This is a genomic window from Mycobacterium sp. ITM-2016-00316, assembly GCF_002968335.2.
Classification (GTDB): domain Bacteria; phylum Actinomycetota; class Actinomycetes; order Mycobacteriales; family Mycobacteriaceae; genus Mycobacterium.
The window spans coordinates 3,999,540-4,023,958 of the sequence record NZ_CP134398.1; the positions used below are offsets into that span (position 1 = coordinate 3,999,540).

22 protein-coding genes and 1 pseudogene are annotated in these 24,419 nt (G+C 67.4%); 7 read left to right on the plus strand and 16 right to left on the minus strand.

The genetic code is table 11. The features are described from left to right. The first annotated feature begins 4 nt into the window (after positions 1–4). Entirely contained in the window at positions 5–805 is an 801-nt protein-coding gene (locus C6A86_RS19190; protein ID WP_105364083.1) for a hypothetical protein, read from the plus strand. A 10-nt stretch (positions 806–815) separates the two neighbouring features. On the opposite strand, the gene C6A86_RS19195 is transcribed toward C6A86_RS19190, so the two are convergent. The 4 genes from C6A86_RS19195 to C6A86_RS19210 are packed head-to-tail and all read right to left on the minus strand — an operon-like array spanning position 816 to position 4,401. Further along, on the minus strand, positions 816–2,507 hold the full coding sequence (locus C6A86_RS19195) for a sodium:proton antiporter (protein ID WP_105364082.1): 1,692 nt from the start codon (positions 2,505–2,507) through the stop codon (positions 816–818). A gap of 44 nt (positions 2,508–2,551) precedes the next feature. Next, a complete protein-coding gene (locus tag C6A86_RS19200; RefSeq protein ID WP_105364081.1) occupies positions 2,552–3,346 on the minus strand; it encodes an Fpg/Nei family DNA glycosylase in 795 nt (264 codons plus the stop codon). Positions 3,347–3,348: 2 nt separating this feature from the next. Beyond that, a complete protein-coding gene (locus C6A86_RS19205; RefSeq protein ID WP_105364092.1) occupies positions 3,349–3,828 on the minus strand; it encodes a ribose-5-phosphate isomerase in 480 nt (159 codons plus the stop codon). Between the two features lie 33 nt (positions 3,829–3,861). Further along, entirely contained in the window at positions 3,862–4,401 is a 540-nt protein-coding gene (locus tag C6A86_RS19210; protein WP_105364080.1) for a TetR/AcrR family transcriptional regulator, read from the minus strand. A gap of 86 nt (positions 4,402–4,487) precedes the next feature. Here C6A86_RS19210 and C6A86_RS19215 point away from each other — a divergent pair, with 86 nt between their 5' ends. Further along, positions 4,488–5,228, plus strand: coding sequence for an SDR family oxidoreductase (locus C6A86_RS19215; RefSeq protein ID WP_105364079.1), 741 nt, complete (start codon positions 4,488–4,490; stop codon positions 5,226–5,228). Here C6A86_RS19215 and C6A86_RS19220 read toward each other — a convergent pair. The 4 genes from C6A86_RS19220 to C6A86_RS19235 all read right to left on the minus strand — a co-directional run bounded on the left by C6A86_RS19220 (position 5,225) and on the right by C6A86_RS19235 (position 8,893). Then, positions 5,225–6,184: an isopenicillin N synthase family oxygenase gene (locus C6A86_RS19220; protein ID WP_105364078.1), complete on the minus strand. Its 960-nt coding sequence runs from the start codon at positions 6,182–6,184 to the stop codon at positions 5,225–5,227. The two genes, C6A86_RS19215 and C6A86_RS19220, sit on opposite strands and share 4 nt — an antisense overlap. Continuing rightward, entirely contained in the window at positions 6,181–6,627 is a 447-nt protein-coding gene (locus C6A86_RS19225) for a nucleoside deaminase (RefSeq protein ID WP_105364077.1), read from the minus strand. The genes C6A86_RS19220 and C6A86_RS19225 overlap by 4 nt, the downstream gene beginning before the upstream one ends. Then, positions 6,624–8,018, minus strand: coding sequence for a cytosine permease (locus C6A86_RS19230; protein WP_105364076.1), 1,395 nt, complete (start codon positions 8,016–8,018; stop codon positions 6,624–6,626). Before C6A86_RS19230 ends, C6A86_RS19225 begins: the two co-directional genes overlap by 4 nt. A 254-nt stretch (positions 8,019–8,272) precedes the next feature. Then, positions 8,273–8,893 (minus strand): DsbA family protein, encoded by a 621-nt coding sequence (locus C6A86_RS19235; RefSeq protein WP_105364075.1) that lies wholly within the window; start codon positions 8,891–8,893, stop codon positions 8,273–8,275. 221 nt (positions 8,894–9,114) lie between these two features. On the opposite strand from C6A86_RS19235, the gene C6A86_RS19240 reads away from it, so the two are divergent. The 3 genes from C6A86_RS19240 to C6A86_RS19250 all read left to right on the plus strand — a co-directional run bounded on the left by C6A86_RS19240 (position 9,115) and on the right by C6A86_RS19250 (position 12,579). Further along, positions 9,115–9,537, plus strand: coding sequence for a DUF732 domain-containing protein (locus C6A86_RS19240; RefSeq protein WP_311100830.1), 423 nt, complete (start codon positions 9,115–9,117; stop codon positions 9,535–9,537). A gap of 47 nt (positions 9,538–9,584) precedes the next feature. Then, positions 9,585–12,143, plus strand: a complete 2,559-nt coding sequence (pepN, locus tag C6A86_RS19245; protein WP_105364073.1) for an aminopeptidase N — start codon at positions 9,585–9,587, stop codon at positions 12,141–12,143. Between the two features lie 85 nt (positions 12,144–12,228). Further along, positions 12,229–12,579, plus strand: coding sequence for an HNH endonuclease (locus C6A86_RS19250; RefSeq protein ID WP_105364072.1), 351 nt, complete (start codon positions 12,229–12,231; stop codon positions 12,577–12,579). 51 nt (positions 12,580–12,630) lie between these two features. Here the strand turns inward: C6A86_RS19250 and C6A86_RS19255 are convergent, their stop codons facing one another. From C6A86_RS19255 to C6A86_RS19265, 3 genes are read right to left on the minus strand one after another with little or no spacing between them, the layout of a single operon-like run. Then, the gene (locus C6A86_RS19255; protein ID WP_105364071.1) at positions 12,631–13,107 is read right to left on the minus strand and encodes a DUF5130 domain-containing protein; all 477 of its coding nucleotides are present in this window, start codon (positions 13,105–13,107) and stop codon (positions 12,631–12,633) included. After that, positions 13,094–13,297, minus strand: coding sequence for a hypothetical protein (locus tag C6A86_RS19260; RefSeq protein ID WP_105364070.1), 204 nt, complete (start codon positions 13,295–13,297; stop codon positions 13,094–13,096). The genes C6A86_RS19255 and C6A86_RS19260 overlap by 14 nt, the downstream gene beginning before the upstream one ends. 52 nt (positions 13,298–13,349) lie before the next feature. Further along, on the minus strand, positions 13,350–13,994 hold the full coding sequence (locus C6A86_RS19265; protein ID WP_105364069.1) for an HNH endonuclease: 645 nt from the start codon (positions 13,992–13,994) through the stop codon (positions 13,350–13,352). Between the two features lie 170 nt (positions 13,995–14,164). On the opposite strand from C6A86_RS19265, the gene C6A86_RS19270 reads away from it, so the two are divergent. Continuing rightward, entirely contained in the window at positions 14,165–14,569 is a 405-nt protein-coding gene (locus C6A86_RS19270; RefSeq protein WP_168144138.1) for a globin, read from the plus strand. After that, on the plus strand, positions 14,569–16,113 hold the full coding sequence (locus C6A86_RS19275; protein ID WP_105364068.1) for an alpha-amylase family glycosyl hydrolase: 1,545 nt from the start codon (positions 14,569–14,571) through the stop codon (positions 16,111–16,113). The genes C6A86_RS19270 and C6A86_RS19275 overlap by 1 nt, the downstream gene beginning before the upstream one ends. Position 16,114: 1 nt before the next feature. On the opposite strand, the gene C6A86_RS19280 is transcribed toward C6A86_RS19275, so the two are convergent. From C6A86_RS19280 to C6A86_RS19300, 5 genes and pseudogenes are all read right to left on the minus strand, one after another. After that, entirely contained in the window at positions 16,115–16,774 is a 660-nt protein-coding gene (locus C6A86_RS19280) for a hypothetical protein (RefSeq protein ID WP_105364067.1), read from the minus strand. Positions 16,775–16,807: 33 nt separating this feature from the next. After that, a complete protein-coding gene (locus C6A86_RS19285; protein WP_105364066.1) occupies positions 16,808–17,221 on the minus strand; it encodes a thioesterase family protein in 414 nt (137 codons plus the stop codon). Further along, positions 17,214–22,057, minus strand: a pseudogene (locus C6A86_RS19290) (NAD-glutamate dehydrogenase). Before C6A86_RS19290 ends, C6A86_RS19285 begins: the two are co-directional and overlap by 8 nt. Positions 22,058–22,107: 50 nt before the next feature. After that, positions 22,108–23,781: an energy-dependent translational throttle protein EttA gene (gene ettA, locus C6A86_RS19295; protein ID WP_105363774.1), complete on the minus strand. Its 1,674-nt coding sequence runs from the start codon at positions 23,779–23,781 to the stop codon at positions 22,108–22,110. 67 nt (positions 23,782–23,848) lie between these two features. Further along, positions 23,849–24,295, minus strand: coding sequence for a single-stranded DNA-binding protein (locus C6A86_RS19300; RefSeq protein ID WP_105363773.1), 447 nt, complete (start codon positions 24,293–24,295; stop codon positions 23,849–23,851). Positions 24,296–24,419: the final 124 nt, after the last annotated feature.

Below are 24,419 nucleotides of genomic sequence, written 5' to 3' on the forward strand. Positions count from 1 at the left end.
GACCATGAACGGCGTCTTGCTCATCCTCATCGTCCTCGTCATCGCGGCGATCGCATTCGTCGTCTACAGCTCCTCTCAGGCCAACGGCCGTAAGTCGGCCGAGTCGCTGGCCGACGCACAGGCCGATGCCCGCCGCGTGATCGAGCGGCTCGGCGGCCAGGTGCTGAACCTCAACGGCAACGACGACGCCTCCAAGCAGGCGATGGCCGATGCCTCCGAGCGCTACACCGCGGCCTCCTCGCAGATCGATCAGGCCACCACGGCCAAGCAGGCGCTGCTGGCCAAGGAGAGCGCCATCGAGGGCCTCTACTACGTGCGCGCCGCCCGCGTCGCGATGGGCATGGATCCCGGACCGGAGCTGGAATCCCTTGCGGGCCAACGCACCGCGGGCACTGTCACCGAGGACCGGCGGGTGGATTTCGAGGGTCGCCAGATCGAGGCGTCCCCGACACCCTCGGAGCGCACCCCGAACTACTACCCCGGTGGGCGTGTCGCGGGGCGTCCGGTGCCCGCGGGCTGGTACTCCGAACCGTGGTGGAAGCCTGCGCTCGTCGCGGGCGCCTGGGGCATCGGATCGGCGCTGCTGTTCAGCACGATGTTCAGCGGCATGGCCGGCGTCGGCTATGACGCCCAGGCATTCGAAAACGGCGACGGGTTCCAGGACGGGATGGACCAGGGCCAGCTCGGCGATGGCGGCGGTGCCGACCAGGCCGGCTGGGACGGCGGCGGCGACCAAGGTGGCTGGGATTCCGGGGGTTGGGACGGCGGCGGCGATTTCGGTGGCGGCGACTTCGGCGGGTTCTGACCCTTCCCGATCAGAGCCGGCTCTCCAGCCGGGCACTGACGCCGGCCTCCTGCAGATCGAGGCGCTCCAGCATGGCGCGCACCGCCTCATCCTCGATGCGGCCCTCATCGCGTTCGGCGATGAGCGCGGCACGCTGTGCGGCCAGCACCGAGCGGTAGACGGTGGAGAAGATCTCGGCGCGTTTGGTGTGTGCCTCCGGATCGGGCATCTCATCGGCATCCTGGGAGTGCCGGGCGATGGTGGCCCGGATCTCGGCGACCAGCGCGGGATTGATCCCGGCCGGTGGATTGGCCCGGAACTCCGCGAGCACCTCATCGGCGGCGTCGTGTACCACCGTTTCGGCCTTGAGTTCCTCGGCCCGGTCGGCCTCGTGATCATCGTTGAACCGGGACAACTGCAGACGTTTGATCAGCAGCGGCAGCGTCCAGCCCTGGATTAGCAGGGTGCCGATGGCCACCACGAACGCCATCGCCTGGATGGTGGCCCGCTCCGGGAACGGCTCCCCGCTCGCCGTCGTCACCGGGATGGCGGCCGCGGCGGCCAACGTCACCACCCCGCGCATGCCGGTCCACGAGACCACCACGTTCTCCTGCCAGGTCAGTGAGCGGCGGTCGATCTTGGACCGCCACTTCCCCGGTTCCCTGCGCGGTGCCGCCCGCCCCCGGCCGTCGCGCGCGTCGCCATCGGGAGCCGGCACGCTCCAGCGGGCCTCGACATGGCGGGCCAGCTTGCCGCGTCCGAACATCAGCAGCACCGACAGCGGCCGGATCACCAACACGATCAGCAGCACGAGCGCCGAGGCCACCAGGACCTCGACCACCGATTCGTGGGCGGCGTGCAGATCGTCGAGCACGAAGCGCAGGTGCAGCCCGATGTAGGCGAATACGAACGCCTCCAGCAGCACGTCCACCGAGTTCCAGACGTAACGCTCCTGCAGCCGGGTCTGGTATCCCGCCGACAGGGTGCCGTTGCCGACGACGAATCCGGCGACCACCACCGCCAGCACACCCGAGGCGTGCATCTCCTCGGCCAGGATGAACGCCGCGAACGGCACCACGAGGCCCTGCACCGTCTCCAGACCCGGATTCGCCAGCCGCTTGCGGATCCACAGCGTGATGTAGCCGAGCACGCCGCCGACCACCGGCCCGAGCAGTGCGCTGTAGGTGAACAGCAGGAAGGGGTTGTCGATGAAGGTGTGACTGCCGGCCACCTGTGCCACCGCGATGGAGAACAGCGTCAGCGCGGCCGCATCGTTGATCAGGCTCTCCCCCGTCAGGATTGCCATCACCTTCTTGGGCAGCCCCAGTTTGCGACCGACGGCCACGGCGGTGACCGCATCCGGCGGGGCCACGATGGCGCCGAGCACCAGTGCGGTCGCAAACGTCAGCGGCACCACCACCAGCCAGGACGACACCAGCGCCACGGTGAAGGCGCTGACCACGACCAGTCCGACCCCCAGGCCGAGGATGGGTCGGATATTGCGCAGGAACGTCGGGAACGAGAAGTTCAGTGCCGCCGAGTACAGCAGTGGTGGAAGCACCACCGTCAGCAGGATGTGCGAGTCCAGTTCCGGCGGTTCGAAATCCGGCATGAACGAGACCGCGATGCCCACCACCACGATGATCAGCGCGGGTTCGAGCCCCCGCCGATGCGCGATGGCGGTGACCACGATGGCTCCGACGACCACGAGAATGAGTTCCACTTCGAGAATTCTCCCTGGTCGTCGGTATTGGCGCTGACCTCGCGTCAGCTCTGGCAGGTGGGGCACCAGAACACGTTGCGCGCCTCCAGTTCTGCGGTGCGCACGGTCGTGCCGCATACCCGGCAGGCGTCGCCGGCCCGGCGGTAGACGTAGGTCCGCGGCCGGCCGGGCCGGTAGGACGGCGCGCCGCGGTCGTGCTCGGGGCGCACCACCACGATCTTGCCGCGGCGCACACCGACCTTCATCAGCGCCACCAGATCGGTCCACATGGCGTCGAACTCGTCGGCAGAGATGTCGGTGCCGGGCCGGAACGGGTCGATGTGGTGGCGGTAGAGCAACTCACTGCGGTACACGTTGCCGACTCCGGCGATCACCTTCTGGTCCATCAGCAGCCCACCGATGGTCCTGCGGGACTTGGTGATTCGTGCCCATGCCGGCACCGGGTCGGCATCCGGGCGCAGCGGGTCGGGGCCCAACCGTGCCACCACGTCGTCGACGGCGCCGGCGTCGATCACCTCGCACACCGTCGGCCCACGCAGGTCGGTGCCGTATTCGGTGCCGATCATCCGCATCCGGACCTGCCCGACGGGCTCGTCGAGCGGCAGCGGCGCCTCGGTGAAGGTGCCGTAGAGGCCGAGATGCACGTGCACGACATGGCCGCCGTCGTAGTGGTGGAACAGGTGCTTGCCCCAGGCATCGGCGCCGCGCAGCACCCGACCGCTCACGGCGTCCGCGCCCTCGGCGAAACGTTGCTGCGGGCTGGTCACGATGACCGGTTTACGGCCGAACCTCTTCTGATGCAGCCGGGCGAGCCGGTGCAGGGTATGCCCTTCGGGCACGTCTAGGCGGGCGCGCCGGGCACCGGGGGTGCGATGTGGTCGACCTCGTAGGCCGCCAGGATGTCGATGCGACGCTGGTGGCGTTCGGCCTCCGACCACGGGGTGGACAGGAAGGCGTCGACGATGGCGAGCGCCTCCTCCTCGGTGTGCATGCGACCGCCGAGGCCCATCAGCTGCGCCTTGTTGTGCTGGCGGGCCAGCTGCGCGGTCTCCACACTCCAGGCCAGCGCACATCGGGCGCCGGGCACCTTGTTCGCGGCGATCTGCTCGCCGTTGCCGGATCCGCCGAGCACGATGCCCAGGCTGTCCGGATCGGCGACGGTCTTGATCGCGGCGTCGATGCAGAACGCCGGGTAGTCGTCCTCGGCGTCGTAGGTGTAGGCACCGCAGTCGATCGGTTCGTGGCCGTTGCTCTTGAGGTGCTCGATGATGGTCTTCTTGAACTCGAATCCGGCGTGGTCGGCACCGATGTAGACGCGCATGGCGGTCATTCTGGCAGACGCTCCTCCGAGCAGTCAGCGAGCCGTCAGCCCGTCGAGCATCACGTCGAGCAGTCGCGGGGTCCGCTCGGCCCATTCGTCGTCCTCGACGTGGGCCAAGAACCAGGACAGCAGGATCACATCGCGCGAGTCGATATCACCGCGCAGCACACCGGCCTCACGACCGGCCGCCAACAACGCGTCGAGCGCGTGACCCAGCTTGCCCAGCGTCTGCGCCCCGATGTCCTGCCACACCGAGGCCTCGACCGCGGCCATCACCCCGAACTTCACCCGCGCGTAGGACGCGAGCTGGGTGAACCACAGCTTGAGCGCCTCGCGCGGCGGGTGCTCATCGAGCAGCGCATGGGCGAGGGCGACAAGTTCATCGATTTCTCCGTCGTAGAGCGCGCGCACGAGCTCGTCACGGGTGGCGAAGTGGCGGTAGAGCGTGGCCTGCCCGACGCCGGCCCGCCGCGCAACCGCGCTGAGCTTGAGCTCTCCCGGCTCGGTGACGAGTTGGCGTGCGGCTTCGATGATCGCCGCCCGGCTCCGTGCCGCATCGGTGCGCTCGGCCATGGACCTCACCCCCGCCTTGAAAACGGACAAGTTGTCCGATTAGATGGAAGCGGACAGTTTGTCCACATGAGCCCAGGAGGCTAGCGATGGATTCGTTCACGGGCAAGGTGGTGGCGATCACCGGCGCCAGCAGCGGCATCGGGGCGGCCACGGCACGCCGGCTCGCGAACCGCGGAGCCGCCGTCGTGCTCGGAGCCCGCCGCGCCGACCGCCTCGACACGCTGGCCGCACAGATTCGCGCGGCGGGTGGACGGGCCAGTGCGGTCACCGTGGATGTCACACGCGCCGGGGATCTGCAACTGCTCGTCGACACCGCGGTATCCGAGTACGGGCGGCTGGACGTATTGGTCAGCAATGCCGGGATCGGTCCGATCTCGCCGATGACCGCCCGCCGCCGCGCAGATTGGGACGCGATGATCGACGTCAATCTGCGCGGCGTCCTGCACGGTATCGACGCCGCCCTGCCCGTCTTCGAAGAACAGGGGCGCGGACACTTCGTCACCATCGTCTCGACCGCCGGCATCAAGATCGTGCCGACCATGGCGGTGTACGCGGCCACCAAGAATGCCGTGCGCACCGTGCTGGAGGGCCTCCGCCAGGAGTCCACCGACGGGACACTGAAGACCACCGCGATCTCGCCGGGCTACGTGCGCACCGAGTTCGGTGATTCCATCACCGACCCGGCCATCCGCGCCGAGATCGGCGCTGGCATGCAGGCGTTCGCGCTCGACCCGGACGCGATAGCCAGGGCGGTCGAGTTCGTGATCGACCAGCCCTGGGAGGTCGAGATCGGCGAACTGTCGATCCGGCCGACGGTCCAGGGCTAACCCACGGTGATGGCGTCCAGGCGTTCCTTGATGAAATCGGCCGAGGTCACCGGAGCCAACCCGGACACGCGGCCGATCGGCGGCTCCAGCGGAGTGACGATCGCGTCGTGGTTGGCCTCGTAGAAGTAGATCAGCGACACCAGATCCTCTTCGGGGGCGTGCGGCTGTGGTGGCAACACCCGGTGCCGCCCCGACGGCCAGCGCCGCCCACTCCAGTACTCCAGCAGGTCACCGATGTTGACCGTCAGTGCACCGGGCTCCCAGGGTGCGTCCTCCCAGCCTTCGGCCTCCGAATACACCTGCAGGCCACCGGCTCCCGGCTCACGATCCAGCACGGTGACGGTACCGAAGTCGGTGTGCGGGCCGATCCGGAACTGTCCCGGCTCGGGTTCACCGACCACGCTCACCGGCGGGTAGTGGTTGATGTTCATCGTCCAGGTGGGCCTGCTCTCCAACGCCGCGAACGGGTTGTCCGACAGCCCCAGCGCCCGGGCGAACAGCGCGAGCAGGTCATCGGAGAGTCGGCGCATGGCCGTGGTGTACTCGTCGATCAGGCCCTGCAGGTGCGCCACCTCGGCAGGCCAGACGTTGGGCGCGAACCAGATTCGGTCCACCTCCGGGTCACCGGTGCGGGTCTCGGCACCCAGGCTGAAGCTCTCCTTCAGATCGGGCGGGGTTTCGGTGCCCTCGGCGTAGGCGTTGGCTTCCGCGCCGGGGCCGATCCAGCCGTGTCCGCCGACCGGCACCGAATAACGGTGCTTGACCTCGTCGGGCAGCGCGAAGAACTCCCGACTCGCCGCGCGTACCCGCGCGGCCAGCCCGGCGTCGACCCCGTGGCCGGTGACCACGATGAACCCGGCACGCTGCAAACCCTCGTCGACCTCGGCCGCCAGCGCGTCGGCGTCATCGCCGCCGGCGTACCAGCGTGAGATGTCCACGGTGGCAATGGCACTCATTCGGCCACCCCGATATCCTCGTTCCACAGTTCCGGGTGCTCGGCGATGAACTCCTCCATCATCGTCACGCAGCGCTGATCCTCGAGCAGGGTGACCTGCACCCCGTTCTCGGCCAGCCAGTCATGACCGCCGGAGAACGTCTTGGCCTCCCCGATGACGACGGCGCCGATGTTGAACTGGCGCACCAGCCCGCTGCAGTACCAGCACGGCGACAGGGTCGTCACCATCACCGTCGACCGGTAGTCGCGCTGACGCCCGGCGTTGCGGAAGGCATCGGTCTCGCCGTGCACGGACGGGTCGTCATTCTGCACGCGCCGGTTGTGTCCGCTGCCCAGTAGCACACCGTCGGCGGTGAACAGTGCCGCGCCGATCGGAATCCCACCTTCGGCCAACCCTTTTCGAGCCTCCCCGACGGCGACGTCGAGCATGTCCTCAGGACTCACAAAGCCACCTGTTCCGCTTGGATTTTGGACCGGCACAACACCAGATAGCTGCCCGCCGCGAGGACGAACCCGACGAAGAAGCCGATATCGCCCAGCTCGGGCACCGCGCGGACCACGAATCCCACGAACAACTCCTGGTTGCAGAACAGCAGCACCGACACCACCAGACCGATCAGGAACGACAGTAACCCCGGCCAGTTGGAGTAGTTGCGGTCATAGAGAAATCCGTCGACCCGCTGCCCGCGGCGCAGGTACTGATCGGCGAACACGACACCCAGCCACGGGCCGACCCAGTAGGCGATCACGAACAGGAAACTCTTGTAGCTGGTCGCGGCATCGGCCAGCGCCCACCAGGCGACGAGGAACCCGGCCACACCGAAGAACACGGTGGCCAGCGCCCGCGCGATGTGCGCGGGCAGCGTGATCCCGGTGGTGACGAAGGCCATCCCGGCCGAGTACACATTGATCGCGTTGGCGGCGATGGCGCCGACGGTGATGGCCAGCAGAGTGGCCGCGGCCAGCCAGGCCGGCAGTGAGCTGGTGAACGCGTCCGTCGGATTGTCGGTGGCCGCGGTGACGATGGTCACCGAGGCAGCGCCCACGACCGCCAGGATGGTGCACGCCGAGAACAGGCCCGCCGCGGCGAACAAGCCGGTGCGCACCGGGGAGACCGTGGCCGGCAGGTAGCGACTGAAGTCGGCGGCGTACGGCGCCCAGCCTGCGACGTAGCCGAAGGTGGTGCCCACCGTCAGCAGGAAGCCGCCCAGCCCGCCGACACCGCCGTCGACGGCGGGTGCACCCAGATCGGCCTGGGTCAGGATGACCACCGAGGTGATCGCGAAGATCACCGCCAGCACCGGGAACGCCCAGCGCTCGAAAGCCTGCACCAGGTTGTGCCCGAAGAAGGCCAGCGCGGTCTGCACCACTACCACCAGGACAAGGGCCAGCAGCGGGCCGATACCGAACAACGTCGATAGCGCGAACGCGCCGCTGACACTGTTGGTGGCGAACCAGCCGACACCGGCGGTCACGGCCATCAGCACCGAAGGCACCGCGTTGCCCTTGAAACCGAACGGCAACCGGCCGATCACCATCTGCGGGACACCGAGTTGCGGTCCGCGCGCGGACAGGAAGTAATGCGCCACAGCGCCCAGGCCCGCGCCGACGATGATGCCGGCCGCGGCCTGCCAGAAATTCATGCCGAAGTACGAGACGGCGAGCACGCCCAGGAAGATGGTGGCGAACTCCAGGTTGGGCGACGCCCAGGTCCACAACAGTTGGCTCGGGCGACCGTGGCGGTCGGCCTCGGCGATGAACTCGTTGCCACCCGGTTCTACCGCGACGAGGCGGTCCCGGTAGGTGCCGTCGGTGCTGGGTTCAGCCGCTGTCATTCTGAGCACTTTGACGCGCGCGGCACATGCTTGCAACCGGAACGACCGAATGTCACACCTTCGGATTCAGTCGTCGTACTCCCCCGCCACACCCGTGCGACCACCGTTGTTCACCTGTTAATGCTTTGCCCGACAGGCTATTCCGCAGGTCAGCAGGCGCGCTAGGGTGTCCTTCGCAATCGGCAGACGGCACCGGCCTGATCATCTAGTTCATGATCGCCCACGCCACGCTGTCGCAGCTACAGGGGCTGTGACTAGTCGAATTCCGGCCCCTCGTGCCGGGTGCGCTTGAGCTCGAAGAAGTGCGGGTAGGACGCGAAGATCACCGAGGCGTCCCACAACTTGCCGGCTTCCTCACCGCGCGGGATCCGCGAGAGCACCGGGCCGAAGAACGCGACGCCGTTGACGTGGATGGTCGGGGTGCCGACGTCATCGCCGACGGCGTCCATGCCCTCGTGATGGCTCTTGCGCAGCGCGTCGTCGTAGGCGTCGCTGCTCGCGGCCTGGGCCAGGTCGGCGGGCAGGCCGGCCTGCTCCAGCGACTTGGCGATCACGTCGTCGAAGTCCTTGTTGCCCTCGTTGTGGATCAACGTGCCCATGGCGGTGTACAGCGGTGACAGCACCTCCGAACCGTGGGCCTGCTCGGCGGCGATCGCCACCCGCACCGGGCCCCAGGCCTTCTGCATCATCTCCTGGTAGTTCTCCGGCAGGTCGCGGCCCTCATTGAGCACCGCCAGGCTCATCACGTGGAAGTTCACCTCGATATCGCGGACCTTCTCCACCTCGAGGATCCAGCGCGAGGTGATCCAGCACCACGGGCACAGCGGGTCGAACCAGAATCCTGCGGTGTCCTTGCCTGCGGAGTTGCCTGCCATGGGGATCCTCTCGATATCAGATTTTCGTTCAGCACAACCGTGCGTACCCGCGACGTGTTCCCGCCTGCGATGGATCACAAGCAGCTCACCACAGGCGCACATGAAACGCATAGGGTGCAAACCTTGATCGAACCGTGTTAGCGACGTTACCCAAGTGCACCACCGTTACCTGAGTTGCCAGAGTGCCGACGGCGCTCGCTACAGAGCTCAGGAGCACCATGATGTCTCGCACTTCTACCGTTCTCGCCTACTCCACCGCATTGGCGGCCACCGCAGTCCTCGCCGCCAGTCCGGCGCAGGCCGACACCAACACAGACTTCCTCGGTCTGCTGAGCAATGCCGGCATCGGGTACTCGAACTCCTCCGACACCAGCGCGCTCGGTCGGTCGGTGTGCGACATGATGGTCGAGCCGGGCAAGTCGTTCGCCTCGACCGTCACCTCGGTGCAGAACAACGGGGTTTCCCCGCAGATGGCGTCGTTGTTCGCAGGCATTGCCATTCAGGCGTACTGCCCGCAGATGCTGTCATCGATCGCCGACGGCACGGTCCTGGACCAGCTCGGTGGGCTGGATGGCCTCACCGGGCTCGGCAGTCTCGCCGGACTCACCGGAAACAGCTGGTGGTCGGGCCTGGGCGGGTTCTAGATCCGGGGCCCAGCGCGCGCTGGGCCCCGACGATTAGTGTTGTCGGCGTGGCTCTCCCCAATCTGACTCGCGACCAGGCGGCCGAACGCGCAACGCTGGTGACCGTCGACAACTACCGCATCGATCTGGACCTCACCGCCGGCGAGCGGACGTTCCGGTCGGTCACGACCGTGACGTTCAGCGCCCTGGCCGGCGCGGACACCTATATCGACCTCGCCGCCGACACCGTGCGCAGCGCCACCCTCAACGGCCGCGCGCTGGATGTCTCCGGGTACGACGAGTCCACCGGCATCGCGCTGAGCGGGCTCGCAGAGCACAACGAACTCGTCGTCGACGCCGACTGCCTGTACTCGAACACCGGCGAGGGGCTGCACCGCTTCGTCGACCCCGTCGACCACGAGGTCTATCTCTACTCGCAGTTCGAAACCGCGGACGCCAAGCGGATGTTCGCGTGCTTCGATCAGCCCGATCTGAAGGCCACCTTCGACGTCACCGTCAAGGCGCCCGAGCACTGGCAGGTGATCTCCAACGGGGCCACCGAGTCCGTGCAGGACGGCCTGCACACGTTCGTCACCACCCCGAAGATGAGCACCTACCTCGTCGCGCTCATCGCCGGGCCGTACGCCCGCTGGGACGACGTCTACTCCGACGACCACGGCGACATCCCGCTGGGCATCTTCTGCCGGGCGTCGCTGGCGGAGTTCATGGACGCCGAGCGGCTGTTCACCGAGACCAAGCAGGGTTTCGGCTTCTACCACCGCAACTTCGGTGAACCGTACGCGTTCGGCAAGTACGACCAGCTGTTCGTGCCGGAGTTCAACGCCGGCGCCATGGAGAACGCCGGCGCGGTGACCTTCCTGGAGGACTACGTCTTCCGGTCCAAGGTCACCCGGTACAGCTACGAACGCCGCGCCGAGACCGTGCTGCACGAGATGGCGCACATGTGGTTCGGCGACCTGGTCACCATGCAGTGGTGGGATGACCTGTGGCTCAACGAATCCTTCGCCACCTTCGCCTCGGTGCTGTGCCAGGCCGAAGCCACCGAGTACACCCAGGCCTGGACGACGTTCGCCAACGTGGAGAAGTCCTGGGCCTACCGCCAGGACCAGCTGCCCTCCACCCACCCGGTGGCCGCCGACATCCCGGACCTGCACGCGGTCGAGGTGAACTTCGACGGCATCACCTACGCCAAGGGCGCCAGCGTGCTCAAGCAACTGGTGGCCTACGTCGGCCTGGAAGCATTCCTGGCCGGCCTGCGCGACTACTTCCGCGACCACGCCTTCGACAACGCGACCTTCGGCGATCTGCTTGGCGCACTGGAAAAGTCCTCCGGGCGCGACCTGTCCGGCTGGGGGCAGCAGTGGCTCAAGACCACCGGCCTGAACACGCTGCGCGCCGACTTCGACGTCGACGCCGACGGCGCGTTCAGCCGTTTCGCGCTGGTGCAGTCCGGTGCGGCACCGGGCGCCGGCGAAACCCGGGTGCACCGCCTTGCCGTCGGCGTCTACGACGAAGATGCCTCCGGAAAACTGGTGCGGGTGCACCGCGAGGAACTCGACGTCGAGGGTGCACGCACGGATGTGCCTGCGCTGGTGGGTGTTCCGCGTGGCCAGTTCGTCCTGATCAACGATGACGACCTCACCTACTGCTCGTCACGGCTGGACCCGCAGTCCCTGCAGACGGTGCTGACCCGCATCGCCGATATCGCCGAACCGCTCCCCCGCACGCTGGCCTGGTCGGCGGCCTGGGAGATGACCCGCGAGGCCGAGATGAAGGCCCGCGACTTCGTGACGCTGGTCATCGGCGGCATTCACGGCGAGACCGAAGTCGGTGTGGCACAGCGGCTGCTGCTGCAGGCCCAGACCGCGCTGAACTCCTATGCCGATCCGGAGTGGGCCGCGGAGAACGGTTGGCCGGCCTTCGGTGACGCCCTGCTGGACCGGGCCCGCGAGTCGGCGCCCGGCTCGGATCACCAGCTGGCGTTCGTGAACGCGCTGTGCACCTCGGTGCTGTCGCCCAACCACATCGCCGTGCTGTCGACCCTGCTGGACAACGAGCCCGCTGCGGTCAACCTGGCCGGCCTGGTCATCGACACCGACCTGCGCTGGCGCATCGTGACCGCGCTGGCGGCCGCCGGTGTGATCGACGCCGACGGTACCGAGAGCCCGTTCATCGACGCCGAGGCCGAGCGCGACCCGACGGCAGCCGGTAAGCGCAACGCCGCCGCCGCGGCCGCGGCCCGCCCGCAGGTGACGGTGAAGAACGCCGCCTGGCAGCGGGTGATCGAGGACGACACCCTGGCCAACATCACCACCCGCGCGATCGTCGGCGGGTTCGCGCAGCCCGGGCAGGGCAGTCTGCTCGCGCGCTTCCGTGACCTGTACTTCGCGTCCATCGCGGGCGTGTGGGAACGCCGGTCCAGCGAGGTCGCCCAGACCGTGGTGATCGGGCTGTACCCCTCGTGGGATATCAGCCAGGGCGGCCTGGACGCCGCGGATGCCTTCCTGTCCGGACCGGATGTGCCGCCCGCGCTGCACCGCCTGGTGCTGGAGGGACGAGCGGGTGTGGAGCGCTCGTTGCGGGCCCGCGCCTTCGATATGAGCTGATCTCTGCTCGAGCGGCCGCGTCTGTGCGCCGACACGCCGCACGGTGCGCACAAACGCGGTCGCTCGCCGGCAATACGCTGTCGGGATGGCGGCCAGCAACAGTCGTAGGGCCAGGGCGGCGCGCAAGCGCATCCGCCGGGTCAAGGCCGTCGTCAACGACCTGACCCCCGAACAGTGGTCGGCCATCCGGGATGCCTGGGGTGGCTGCGCCTACTGCGGGGTGACCGACAAGCCGATGCAGCGCGACTGCGTCATGGCGATCTCACGCGGCGGCAGGTACACGGTCGAGAACGTGGTGCCCGCGTGCGCGGCCTGCAATGCCAGCAAGTGCAATGAGGAAGTCACGCACTGGATGCGGCGCAAGCGCCTCGACGAGCGCACCTTCCTGACGCGCTACATCGAGATCCGCACGTCGATGACGCAGGCCGTCCTGTAGCGCAATCGGCCCCGGTACCGAGTTTCGATACCGGGGCCGATTGCACAGCGGTCAGCGCGGCGAGACCGCCGCGGAGGTGACGTTGATGGCGCTCACGAGAGCGTCGATGAGGTTGCCGTCGCGCAGCGAGCCGAGCGCGGCCGAGATGCCCAGCGGTGCGGCGGTCTCGATGCCGCGCCCCTTCACATCGGCGCCGTAGACGACCTCGATGGCCTTCTGATTGGGCGACACCGCGAACAGCACGGCGTTGTCCGGAGTCGGCACCTTGGCCAGGATCTCGCGCGCCGTGGCGGCGGTATCGGCACCGAGATCGCCGATGAACACCGCGAAACGGGCCTTGGCGTAGCGCGAGCCGTACTTGAGCGCCACGTCGAGGGCGACCAGGTCCTTGGTCGAGAACGGGTAGTGCACCGACAGCTCACCGGGCTCGGTGACTCCCGAGATGCGGCCACTGGACGTCAGCGCGTAGCCGTAGGGCAGGTCCAGGTCGGTGCGGGTGGTTGCGAGTTCGTGACTACCACTTGCCACTTGCGCCACCTCCCACCGTCACGTGCGACCCGTGGCCACCGTGGCCGTGATCGGCCGGCTCATCGGCCGCCCACAGGATCGGGTCGTGGGTCCACTCGTCGCCGAGTTTGTATGACTCAGGGTGCGGACCCTTGTGGCGGTAGGCCAGCGCAGCCAAAACCAGAAACACCACGATCGGGATCCCACCCATCAGGGCATGGGCTAAGCCTGTACTCACGATGCAAACCGTATCGCAGCGCGCATCACGCCGCGCCCTCGCCCAGATATCTGACCCAAGCCGGGTCCAATTCCTTCACCGAGGACAGCAGTCGCCAGTGCTGTCCCTTGGGCGGCATGGGCGCCGCGTGCAGCGACCAGCCCAGTTCGGCCAGCGTCCGGTCGGCCTTGCGGTGGTTGCACGACGAGCAGGCCGCGACGCAGTTCTCCCAGGAGTGCTCGCCGCCGCGACTGCGTGGCACCACATGGTCGACGGTGTCGGCCTTCTGGCCGCAGTACGCGCAGCGGAACCGGTCGCGGTGCATGAGCGCGGCGCGCGTCATCGGGATGCGGGCGCGGTAGGGCACCCGCACGAAGGTGCGCAGCCGGATCACCGACGGCACCACGATGGTGCGGGTCGCCGAATGGATCACCGGCCCGGAGGGGTCGTCGTGGACGACGTCGGCCTTACCGCACATCAGCATGATGACGGCCCGCCGCATGGGCAACGCGGTGAGTGGTTCGTAGGTGGAATTCAGCAGCAGCACCCTGCGCCGCCCCCAGACAGAACCCTGGTGGGCGGCAGGCGGAACGTCGGCGACTTGTACGGAGTGCGCGCCGGCAGAATCGGCCACGGCCGTGGGGAATCGGTAGCCCTGTCGTCGAGCAGGGCTTCTCTTGCGCTGCGACATTCGTCCTCCGGAAAGACAGTTCATCACGATTTGAAGCCGATCGCACGGCAATTTTGTCGGTGTTCGCTGGTCAGTCCGGTGAACTTCCGGTGAAAATTCCGTTAGATGCGCTAATCGCCGTCGCTTCCAGGCCCCTCCCACCGCCACGGCGCCGCGGCTGATCGGGAACAATGGGTGCGGTGACTCAGCCGCAACGCTCGTTCTACGACGAAGTCGGAGGCCACGCCACGTTCGCCGCGATCGTGGCGCGGTTCTACGAGCAGGTGCGCGACGACGAGATCCTGCTGCCGCTGTACCCCGAGGACGACATGGACGGCGCCGAGGAGCGGCTGCGGCTGTTCCTGGAGCAGTACTGGGGCGGCCCTCGTACCTATTCCGATCAGCGCGGACACCCCCGGTTGCGGATGCGCCACGCACCGTTTCGGATCGGCTACCTCGAACGTGACGCCTGGCTGCGGTGCATGCACACCGCCGTGGCGTCGATCGACTCGGCAACCCTGGACGATGCGCACCGGCGAGCCCTGTTGGACTACCTGCAGATGGCCGCCGATTCGATGGTCAACTCGGCGTTCTGATGCCACCGCCTATCCCCCGTCGCTTCGCTCGCCCGGAGTGGTGGGCGAAGGCCGTGTTCTACCAGGTCTATCCGCGCTCGTTTTCCGATAGCAACGGTGATGGCGTCGGCGATCTCGACGGCATCACCGAGCGCCTGGACTACCTCGCCGAACTGGGCGTGCAGGCCCTGTGGCTCAACCCCGTGATGGTGTCCCCGATGGCCGACCACGGCTACGACGTCTCGGACCCCCGCGATATCGATCCGCTCTTCGGTGACCTGAACGCGCTGGACCGCCTGCTCGAAGCGGCGCATGCCCGCGGCATCCGGGTCACCATGGACCTGGTACCCAATCACGTCAGCTCGGCGCATCCGTGGTTCGTCGAGGCGCTGGCCGATCCGGCGCGGCGCGACCGCTTCATCTTCCGCGACGGGGTCGGCGACCAACCGCCCAACAACTGGGTGTCGATCTTCGGTGGCCCGGCCTGGACCCGGGTGCACGACGGGCAGTGGTACCTGCACCTGTTCGACGCCGCTCAGCCCGATCTGAACTGGGAGCACGCCGAGGTCTTCGAGGACATCGAGAAGACGCTGCGGTTCTGGCTGGACCGCGGCGTGGACGGGTTCCGCATCGATGTCGCGCACGGGATGGCCAAGCCGCCGACGCTGCCGGATATGGATCTGACCGACAACGAGCTGCTGCGCAACAAGGCCGACGACCCACGCTTCGACAACGACGCCGTGCACGACATCCACCGGTTCATCCGCACCGTGCTCGACGACTATCCCGACGCTGTCACCGTCGGCGAGATCTGGGTGCACGGCAACGAACAGTTCGCCAAGTACCTGCGCCCCGACGAACTGCACCTGGGCTTCAACTTCCAACTGGTGCAGACCGATTACGACGCCGCAGGCATCCGGGCGGCCATCGACAACTCGCTGGACGCCGCCGCGCTGGCCGGGGCGGCACCGACCTGGACGCTGTCCAATCACGATGTGCCGCGCGAGGTCAGCCGCTACGGCGAGGGCACCGCCGGGCTGCGCCGCGCCCGCGCGATGGCACTGGTGAAGCTGGCCCTGCCGGGCACCGTATTCGTCTACAACGGTGCGGAACTGGGACTGCCCAATGTCGAACTCCCCGACGAAGTGCTGCAGGATCCGGTGTGGGAACGCTCCGGGCGGATGGAGCGCGGCCGCGACGGCTGCCGGGTGCCGATGCCGTGGAGCGGGTCCACTCCGCCGTACGGGTTCTCTGCGTCGACCCAGACCTGGCTGCCGATGCCCGCCGACTGGGGCTCGCTGACGGTCGAGGCCCAGCTGGCCGACCCCGATTCGACCCTGGCGCTCTACCGACAGGCCATCGGGTTACGCACCGGGCGTGCGGAATTCGCCGGCGACACCGTGGAATGGCGTGGCGATTCGACGTTCCGGCGACCCGGCGGACTGGTGTGCACGTTCAACGCGGGCCGTGCGCCCATCGAGCTCCCGGACGGTGAGGTGCTGCTGTCCAGCGGGCCGCTGGAAGACGGGCTGTTGCCGCCGGATACCGCCGCCTGGTTGGTGTAGCTCAGCGCAGCACCATCGCCGGGTCGCCCAGGCGCCGGTACACCGTGCCGAACCGCGCATCGACCCGCAACCACGCCGGATGCACGCGGACCCGCACGATTTCATCGGTGGACAGCACATCGGCGCTCTGCGGCAGAAACCCCATGGCGGTCAACGCGAAGACACAGCGCATCGGGATCCCCACGGTGGTCTCGCCGGCGCTGACCGCCAGGACCTCCTGATCCAGCAGCGACGCCGGCGGCCCGTGCGCACTGCTGTGTTCCTTGGCCAGTGCGGTGCCCCGCTCCACCAACTCCAGGATCGCCCAGGCCGGTACGTCGTCCAGGTGCACGAATCCGGTATCGGGTGGCAGCACCCCACGCCATGCCGAATCCATCGCGAAACCCGGCTCGACATAGCCGGAGGCATCCACCGCCGACAGCGACCGCACCAGGGTGTCGGCTCCCACCGACAGGTCCGCGGGGCGCACCCGCCCGGCCACCACCCGGCTGGCCAACACATCGAAGCCGGTGGACACCCAGGCCACCACCTGGCCGGTGCCCGGGCGTTCGCGGAACCGGATCACCGCGGCGTCATCGAGCCGCAGCGCCCGATCGACGAACGTGGACAGGTCTTTTCGGTGCGCGGTGTCCAGCCACACGCCGCGTTCGGGACTACTCATCTCAGCGCTGCCGTCTGCTCTTCGCGCAAGCGCTCATCGCTGAAAACGCTGGAGATACTCGCGGTGATGCGGAAGCAGCCGCACCAGCTTCTGCTCCTCGATATTGAAGGCCGCCAGCTGGGTCTCGCCGATCACCGCGGGCTTGGACTCCGGATCGGCATGCACCGAGCGCACCTCATAGCCGAGGTTGAAGTCCACCGCCCGCAGCCTGCTGACCCAGATGGTCACCTGCAAGGGCGAATCCATCAGGCGCAGTTGCCCCTTGTACGTGACCTTCACCTCGGCGATCAGCAATCCGATGGTGTCGATGTCGTTCACGAACGGCTCGTGCAGGAACGGCACGCGCGCCTCTTCGAGGATCGTCACCATGGTGGCGTGGTTGACGTGCTGGTACATGTCGATATCCGACCAGCGCACCGGCACCGGTGTGGTGAAACGCTCAGCCACTTGTTCCCGTTCCTGTTGTTCGCGTCATGCTGCGGATCTGGCGGGCGGCCACCGACAGGGTCGCCAGGTCGAGCTGTCCGTCGGCGTGAATCTCGTCGAGGGTCCGTTGCGCTCGATCGACGCGGGAACTGTTCGTCAGCTCCCACTCCTCGATTTTCTGCTCCCCGGTCTCATCCGGCTCGCCGACGGCCAGCACATCGAAGCACAGTGCCCGCAGCGACCCATAGATGTCGTCGCGGATGGCCAAGCGCGCCAACGAATGCCACCGATCGTCGCGCTCGAGCTGCGAGATCGCGGTGAGCAGGCCGTCGATACCGAGATGGTCCATCAGCGCGAAGTACGCGTCGGCCACCTCGGCGGCATCACGGTCGGCGATATCGGCGATATCGATCACGTCGAGCAGGCTGTAGCGGTACAGCCCGGTGGCGACGGTGTAGGCCAGTTCCTTGGGCACACCCTGGGCCTCGAACTCGCCGGACTCCTTGGCCACGATCGCCTTGTCGTCACCGCGCAGCCACTTCGACATCTGCGGCGACAGCAGCGCCACCTTCTCTGCGAACCGGTTGATCTCGGCACCGACCGCCAGCGGCTGCGGCCGGTAGTTGATCAGCCAGCGTCCGGCCCGGTCGATGACCCGGCGTAGGTCCAGCGTCATGCGGTCGGTCACCGCACACGGAATACCGGTGTTCCCGGCGTCCTTGATGCCCTGCCAGATCTCGCTGATCCCGAAGATCGCATCGGTGGCCACAAAACTGCGCACCGCGTCGACCGGACCGACACCGGTGTCCTCGGTCATCCGGTAGGCGTAGGTGATCCCGCTGGTGTCGACGAGATCGTTGACCAGCATCGTGGTGACGATTTCGCGACGCAGTTGATGCGATCGGATCTCGCTGGTGAACCGGTCGCGCAGCTCCACCGGGAAGTACTGCGGCAGGCGTGCGGCGAACACTTCCTGGTCGGGCAGGTCGGTGCGCAGCAGTTCGTCCTTGAGGGAGAGCTTGACGTGCGCCATCAGGGTGGCCAGTTCCGGTGAGGTCAGGCCGATCCCGAGCTCGTGGCGGCGCAGGATCTCCTTCTCCGACGGCAACGCCTCCAGCTCGCGGTTGAGTCCCCGCTCGGTGACGAACTCCTTGATCAGTCGGGCGTGCACCTGCAGCAGGCTGGCCGAGTTCGCGCGGCTGGTGCCCATCAGGTCGTTCTGATCGATGTTGTCGGCCAACACGAGCCGGCCCACCTCGTCGGTCATCGACATGAGCAGCGGGGTGCGCTCATCGGCGCTCACCTTGCCCGCCGTCACCAGCGAGTCGATCAAGATCTTGATGTTGACCTCATGGTCGGAGCAGTCCACACCCGCGGAGTTGTCCAGCGCGTCCGTGTTGATCCGGCCCCCGGCGAGGTCGAACTCGATACGACCGCGCTGGGTGACGCCGAGGTTTCCGCCCTCACCGACCACCTTGACCCGCAACTGGTTTCCGTTGACACGGATGGCGTCGTTGGCACGGTCGCCGACGTCGGCATCGGATTCGGTCTCGGACTTGACGTAGGTGCCGATGCCGCCGTTCCAGAACAGGTCCACCGGCGCCAGCAGCACCGCCTTCATCAGGGCCGGCGGGGTCATCTCCTCGACGCCGTCGGGCAGGCCTAGCGCGTGGCGCACCTGCGGGCTGATCGGGATCGACTTCTGTTGCCGGCTGAACACGCCGCCGCCCTCGCTGATCAGCGTGCGGTCGTAATCCGCCCAGCTGGATCGCGGCAGGGCGAACATCCGCTCCCGTTCGGCAAAGGAGGTGGCGGCGTCCGGGTTGGGATCCAGGAAGATGTCGCGGTGATCGAAGGCCGCGATCAGCCGGATGTGCGGGGACAGCAGCATGCCGTTGCCGAACACGTCACCGCTCATATCGCCGACGCCGGCCACGGTGAAGTCCTGGGACTGGGTGTCGACGCCGATCTCGCGGAAGTGCCGCTTCACCGATTCCCAGGCGCCCTTGGCGGTGATGCCCATCGCCTTGTGGTCGTAGCCCACCGATCCGCCGGAGGCAAAGGCATCCCCGAGCCAGAAACCGTAGGACTTCGCAACGTCGTTGGCGATATCGGAGAAGGTGGCCGTGCCCTTGTCGGCGGCGACCACCAGGTAGGCGTCATCCCCGTCGCGTCGCACGACCCCGGCCGGGGTGACCACGGCGCCGCTGGACTTGTCGACATTGTCGGTCAGGTCCAGCAGGCCCGAGATGAACAGCCGGTAGCAGGCCACCCCCTCGGCACGGGTGGCATCACGGTCCACCGCGGCGTCCCCGCTGGGCTGCGGCGGCGATTTGACGACGAAACCGCCCTTGGCGCCGACCGGGACGATGACGGCATTCTTGACCGCCTGCGCCTTGACCAGGCCCAGGACCTCGGTGCGGAAATCCTCGCGGCGATCCGACCAGCGCAGGCCCCCGCGGGCCACGAAACCGAAACGCAGGTGTACGCCCTCGACACGGGGTGAGTAGACGAAGATCTCGAATCGCGGCTTGGGCAGCGGCAATTCGTCGATCAGCCCCGGATTGAGCTTGTAGGACAGCACATTCTGGGCGCGCGCCGAATCCGGGCTGTCGACGAAATAGTTGGTGCGCAACGTCGCCTGGATCAAGCCGGCGAAGGCCCGCAGCACACGATCGGTGTCCAGGCTGACCAGGGCATCGATATCGGCGGCAACCGCGGCCGCCGCGGCCTGTGCGTCCAGTTTCCGGCCGGCGTCCGCGACATCGGCCTCCGGGGTGAACAGAGCCTCGAACAACTCGACCAGTGACCGCGCCGTGCGGGGATTTCCGTTGAGCACGCCCTCGACGTGGGACTGGCTGTACGGGAATCCGGCCTGGCGCAGGTACTTCGCGTAGCCCCGCAGGATGGTGACCTGCTGCCAGGTCAGTCCGGCCCGCAACACCAGTTCGTTGAAATGGTCGATCTCGGCGCGGCCGTGCCAGATCGCGGTCACCGTATCGGCGAAACGCTGTGCCACATCCTCGATCTCGGCCTCGGGCGTGGTGGGGATGGACTGGTGCGGGGACACCACGAACTGGTAGATCCAGACCACCAGTCCGTCGGGCCGGGTGACGGTGAACGGCCGCTCTTCGAGCACCACGACACCCATGCACTGCAACATCGGCAGCAGTTCGGACAGCGAGGCCGACCGGCCACCCAGGTACCAGGTGAGCAGGTCCACCCGCTCCGCACCGCCGTCCCGGAACACCAGCTTGACCGAGTTATCCTGCAGGTCTTCGATGATCCCGATGTCTTCGATGGCCGCCTGCGGGGTGAAGGCCTGCTTGTAAATCTCGGGGAAGGCCCCGGCGTAGTACTCGGCGTCGGCCAGACTGATCGATTCGGTCTTCACCGAACCGATCAGGCGGTCCGCCCAGGTACGGGCAGCTTCGGTCAGCAGATGCTGGATCCGGACCTCGTTGTCGGCCGAGGTGTCGATATCGGCGCGCTGGCTGCCGTCGGGCATCTTCACGGTGAAATGCACCACCGCCCAGGGTGATTCACTGACCCTGGCGGCGTATTCGATACTGACCCCGCCGAGCTCGCGGACCAGGATATCCTGGATCGCCAGCCGCACCGCGGTGGTGTAGCGGTCGCGCGGCAGGTACACCAGCGCCGAGACGAAGTGACCAAGCTGATCGGCGCGCAGGAACAGCAAAGTGCGCCGCAAGGACCCGAGATCGACTACCGCCCTTGCCATTTCCAGCAAGTCCGGGGTGTGCAGCGCGAACAGCTCGGACCGCGGAATGGTCTGGATGACGTCGAGCATCAGCTGGCCCGGATGGCTCGGATCGGAATGCGACTGCGCGAGCGCCTCGTCGACGCGGCGCGAGATCAACGGGATCTCCAGCACGTTGGCGTTGAGCGCGGCGACCGTGAACAGCCCGACGAATCGGTGTTCGACGGCCTGGTTGGACGCCGGCCCGGCCGGGTTCTCGCGGACCACGACAATGTAGGGATAGGCGCCGTACCGCAGGAAGCTGGGCATGGTGGCCTGGGCCAGCACCAGCAGATCCTCGGCCTCGGTCAGCTGCGGCAGCACATCGGTGCGCAATTTGAGGATGCCCAGCCGGCTGGCCGGGTCGACGGTGGCCTGCCCGTTGTGCACCGCACACCGCTGGTAGCCGAGCAGCACGTAGTGGCCGTCACCGAGCCAGTGCAGCAGGGCCGCGACATCGCGGCGGTCCGGGCCCGGAAAGTGCCCGGCATGATCGGAATCCAGTGCGTTGGCCAACCCGATCAGTGTCGCGTTGAGCGCCGCCGAGTCGGCCGCGACCTGCCGGGCGTCGGCGAGCACCGAGGGCAGCAGGCCCGCCACCTCGTTGACCGCCGCGGGATCTGCGGTCGAGGCCAGCCGGACGTGGATCCACATCTCGTCGGCCCCGTCCGGGGCATCCGGATCGGAGGCCGGCGCCAGCTCCAGCAGCTCACCGTCGGGGCCTCTGCGGGCCCGCAGCACCGGGTTCATCACCCACGCATAGGCGACCCCGAGCCGGTGCAGCAGCACCGTCACCGAATCCATCAGCATCGCGCTGTAGTCGGTGACGACCTGGATGGCCGGACCGAAGCCTCCCGGGTCATCGGCCGGGTACACCGCCACCAGGGTCTCCCCGGTGCGCGGCGGCGGCCCACTGTGGTGTGGGCCGACAGCAGCTGCGGTGTCACCTTCGTCGCGCCGCGGTCGATCGGAGCGGTGACCGCGGTATCGGCCGCGGGCGCGTCACCGTGTGGGCCGTGATGGGTTTCGACATAGGCGTGAGTCAGCTGTGCAATCGCGTCCTGACTCAGGTGCAACTGCTCGGTGGTTCCGGACACGCCTGCAACCTTAGTGAAACACCGCCGTCACGCGCGGCGTCCCGAAGGTTTCAGTCCCGCGTCAGTTTGCGGTGGGTGACCCGGTGCGGGCGTGCCGCGTCGGCACCCAGTCGCTGGACCTTGTTCTCCTCGTAGGCACCGAAGTTGCCCTCGAACCAGAACCATTTGGCCTCGTTGTCGTCGTCACCCTCCCAGGCCAGGATGTGCGTGCAGGTGCGGTCCAGGAACCAGCGATCGTGGGAGATCACCACGGCACAACCGGGGAACTGCTCCAGCGCGTTCTCCAGCGAGGACAGGGTCTCGACGTCGAGGTCGTTGGTCGGCTCGTCGAGCAGGATCAGGTTGCCGCCCTCCTTGAGGGTCAGCGCCAGGTTGAGGCGGTTGCGCTCACCGCCGGAGAGCACGCCAGCGGGCTTCTGCTGATCGGGGCCCTTGAAACCGAACGCCGACACGTACGCGCGGGACGGGATCTCGTTCTGCCCGACCTCGATGTAGTCCGCGCCATCGGAAACCACCTGCCAGACGTTCTTCTTCGGGTCGATGCCGCCGCGATTCTGGTCGACGTAGCTCAGCTTGACCGTCTCGCCGACCTTGACCTCGCCGCTGTCGGCCTCCTCCAGACCGACAATGGTCTTGAACAGCGTGGTCTTACCGACGCCGTTGGGACCGATCACGCCGACGATGCCGTTGCGCGGCAACGTGAAGGACAGGTCCTTGATCAGGATGCGGCCGTCGAAGCCCTTGTCGAGATGGCTCACCTCGACCACCAGGTTGCCCAGCCGCGGCGGTGCCGGGATCTGGATCTCCTCGAAGTCGAGCTTGCGGGTCTTCTCGGCCTCGGCGACCATCTCGTCGTAGCGATCCAGGCGGGCCTTGCTCTTGGCCTGCCGGGCCTTCGCGCCGGAACGCACCCAGGCCAGTTCGTCCTTCAGCCGCTTCTGCAGCTTCTGGTCCTTTTTGCCCTGAACTTCCAGGCGCTCGGCCTTCTTCTCCAGATAGGTGGAGTAGTTGCCCTCATACGGGTAGGCGCGGCCGCGGTCGAGTTCCAGGATCCACTCGGCGACGTTGTCCAGGAAATACCGATCGTGGGTGACCGCCAGAATTGCGCCCTTGTAGTCGGCGAGGTGATGCTCCAGCCACAGCACGCTCTCGGCGTCGAGGTGGTTGGTGGGCTCGTCGAGCAGCAGCAGGTCCGGCTTGGACAGCAGCAGTTTGCACAGCGCGACGCGACGCTTCTCGCCACCGGACAGGTGGGTGACCGGCTCGTCGGGCGGCGGGCAGCGCAGCGCATCCATCGCCTGCTCCAGCTGGGAATCGATATCCCAGGCGTCGGCGGCGTCGAGCTCCTCCTGCAGCTGGCCCATCTCTTCCATGAGCTCATCGGTGTAGTCGGTGGCCATCAGCTCGGCGACCTCGTTGTACCGGTTGAGCTTGCCCTTGATGGCGACGCCGGCCTCCACGTTCTCGCGAACGGTCTTGGTGTCGTCGAGCTCCGGCTCCTGCATGAGGATGCCGACCGTCGCGCCCGGTTGGAGGAAGGCGTCGCCGTTGTTGGGCTGGTCGATGCCGGCCATGATCTTCAGGACGCTCGACTTACCGGCCCCGTTGGGACCGACGACGCCGATCTTGGCTCCCGGAAGGAAGTTCAGGAAAACGTCGTCAAGGATGACCTTGTCGCCGTGCGCCTTGCGCACCTTCCGCATCGTGTAGATGAATTCGGCCATGCCGTCGTCTTGCCTTTCGTTCGCCAAAGTCTCGCGGCACCATCCTAGGCACGACCGGGCGGCCCGGTTACGCCGAGATCGGCAGCTCCCCCGGCTCGTCGGTGTGTTCGGTGTCCTCACCACCGTCGGGTGCGGAGGCGGACACCGGGTCGGCCGCAGGCCGGGCCCTGTCCAGCTTGGCGCGGCATCGGGTCAGATCCGGCCCCACCGACACCGCGCGCACCTCGACGGCGGACCGGCGGTTGCCCTCCTTGTCCTCGTACTCGTCGGTGTAGATCTGGCCCACCACGACCACCGGGTCACCCTTGAACAGCACCCCGGCCACCCCTTGGGCGACCTTTCCCCAGCAGTTGACGGTCACATAGAGGGAGTTGGCGGTTTCCCAGCTGCCCTCGGGATTGCGCCGGCGCGAGTTGCTGGCCAACCGGAACTTGAGGAATTCCTGTTCGCCGATCCGGCGCAGGATGGGGTCGTTGACCACGGTGCCGACGACGGAGAACGGGGTCTCGAACATGGCATTGCCTTTCGCTCATTTCTGGATGCCGGCGATGTCGCCGGCCTGTGCATCCATTGACCCGACGGACACCGACAGGCCCGCCGGTAGCAGCCGCACCGCACCGCCGGCTGTGGATGGATCG

Excerpts from the sequence above, each read along its gene's own strand:
- C6A86_RS19205 (WP_105364092.1), bottom strand. The coding sequence starts at position 3,828 with ATGCGCGTCTACATCGGTGCCGACCACGCCGGATTCGAGTTCAAGAAG.
- ettA (WP_105363774.1), bottom strand. The coding sequence starts at position 23,781 with ATGGCCGAATTCATCTACACGATGCGGAAGGTGCGCAAGGCGCACGGC.
- C6A86_RS19230 (WP_105364076.1), bottom strand. The coding sequence starts at position 8,018 with ATGACAGCGGCTGAACCCAGCACCGACGGCACCTACCGGGACCGCCTC.
- C6A86_RS19280 (WP_105364067.1), bottom strand. The coding sequence starts at position 16,774 with ATGAGTAGTCCCGAACGCGGCGTGTGGCTGGACACCGCGCACCGAAAA.
- C6A86_RS19240 (WP_311100830.1), top strand. The coding sequence starts at position 9,115 with ATGTCTCGCACTTCTACCGTTCTCGCCTACTCCACCGCATTGGCGGCC.
- C6A86_RS19300 (WP_105363773.1), bottom strand. The coding sequence starts at position 24,295 with ATGTTCGAGACCCCGTTCTCCGTCGTCGGCACCGTGGTCAACGACCCC.
- C6A86_RS19270 (WP_168144138.1), top strand. The coding sequence starts at position 14,165 with ATGGGTGCGGTGACTCAGCCGCAACGCTCGTTCTACGACGAAGTCGGA.
- C6A86_RS19275 (WP_105364068.1), top strand. The coding sequence starts at position 14,569 with ATGCCACCGCCTATCCCCCGTCGCTTCGCTCGCCCGGAGTGGTGGGCG.
- C6A86_RS19210 (WP_105364080.1), bottom strand. The coding sequence starts at position 4,401 with ATGGCCGAGCGCACCGATGCGGCACGGAGCCGGGCGGCGATCATCGAA.
- C6A86_RS19235 (WP_105364075.1), bottom strand. The coding sequence starts at position 8,893 with ATGGCAGGCAACTCCGCAGGCAAGGACACCGCAGGATTCTGGTTCGAC.
- C6A86_RS19190 (WP_105364083.1), top strand. The coding sequence starts at position 5 with ATGAACGGCGTCTTGCTCATCCTCATCGTCCTCGTCATCGCGGCGATC.
- C6A86_RS19265 (WP_105364069.1), bottom strand. The coding sequence starts at position 13,994 with ATGTCGCAGCGCAAGAGAAGCCCTGCTCGACGACAGGGCTACCGATTC.
- C6A86_RS19220 (WP_105364078.1), bottom strand. The coding sequence starts at position 6,184 with ATGAGTGCCATTGCCACCGTGGACATCTCACGCTGGTACGCCGGCGGC.
- C6A86_RS19260 (WP_105364070.1), bottom strand. The coding sequence starts at position 13,297 with ATGGGTGGGATCCCGATCGTGGTGTTTCTGGTTTTGGCTGCGCTGGCC.
- C6A86_RS19215 (WP_105364079.1), top strand. The coding sequence starts at position 4,488 with ATGGATTCGTTCACGGGCAAGGTGGTGGCGATCACCGGCGCCAGCAGC.
- C6A86_RS19250 (WP_105364072.1), top strand. The coding sequence starts at position 12,229 with ATGGCGGCCAGCAACAGTCGTAGGGCCAGGGCGGCGCGCAAGCGCATC.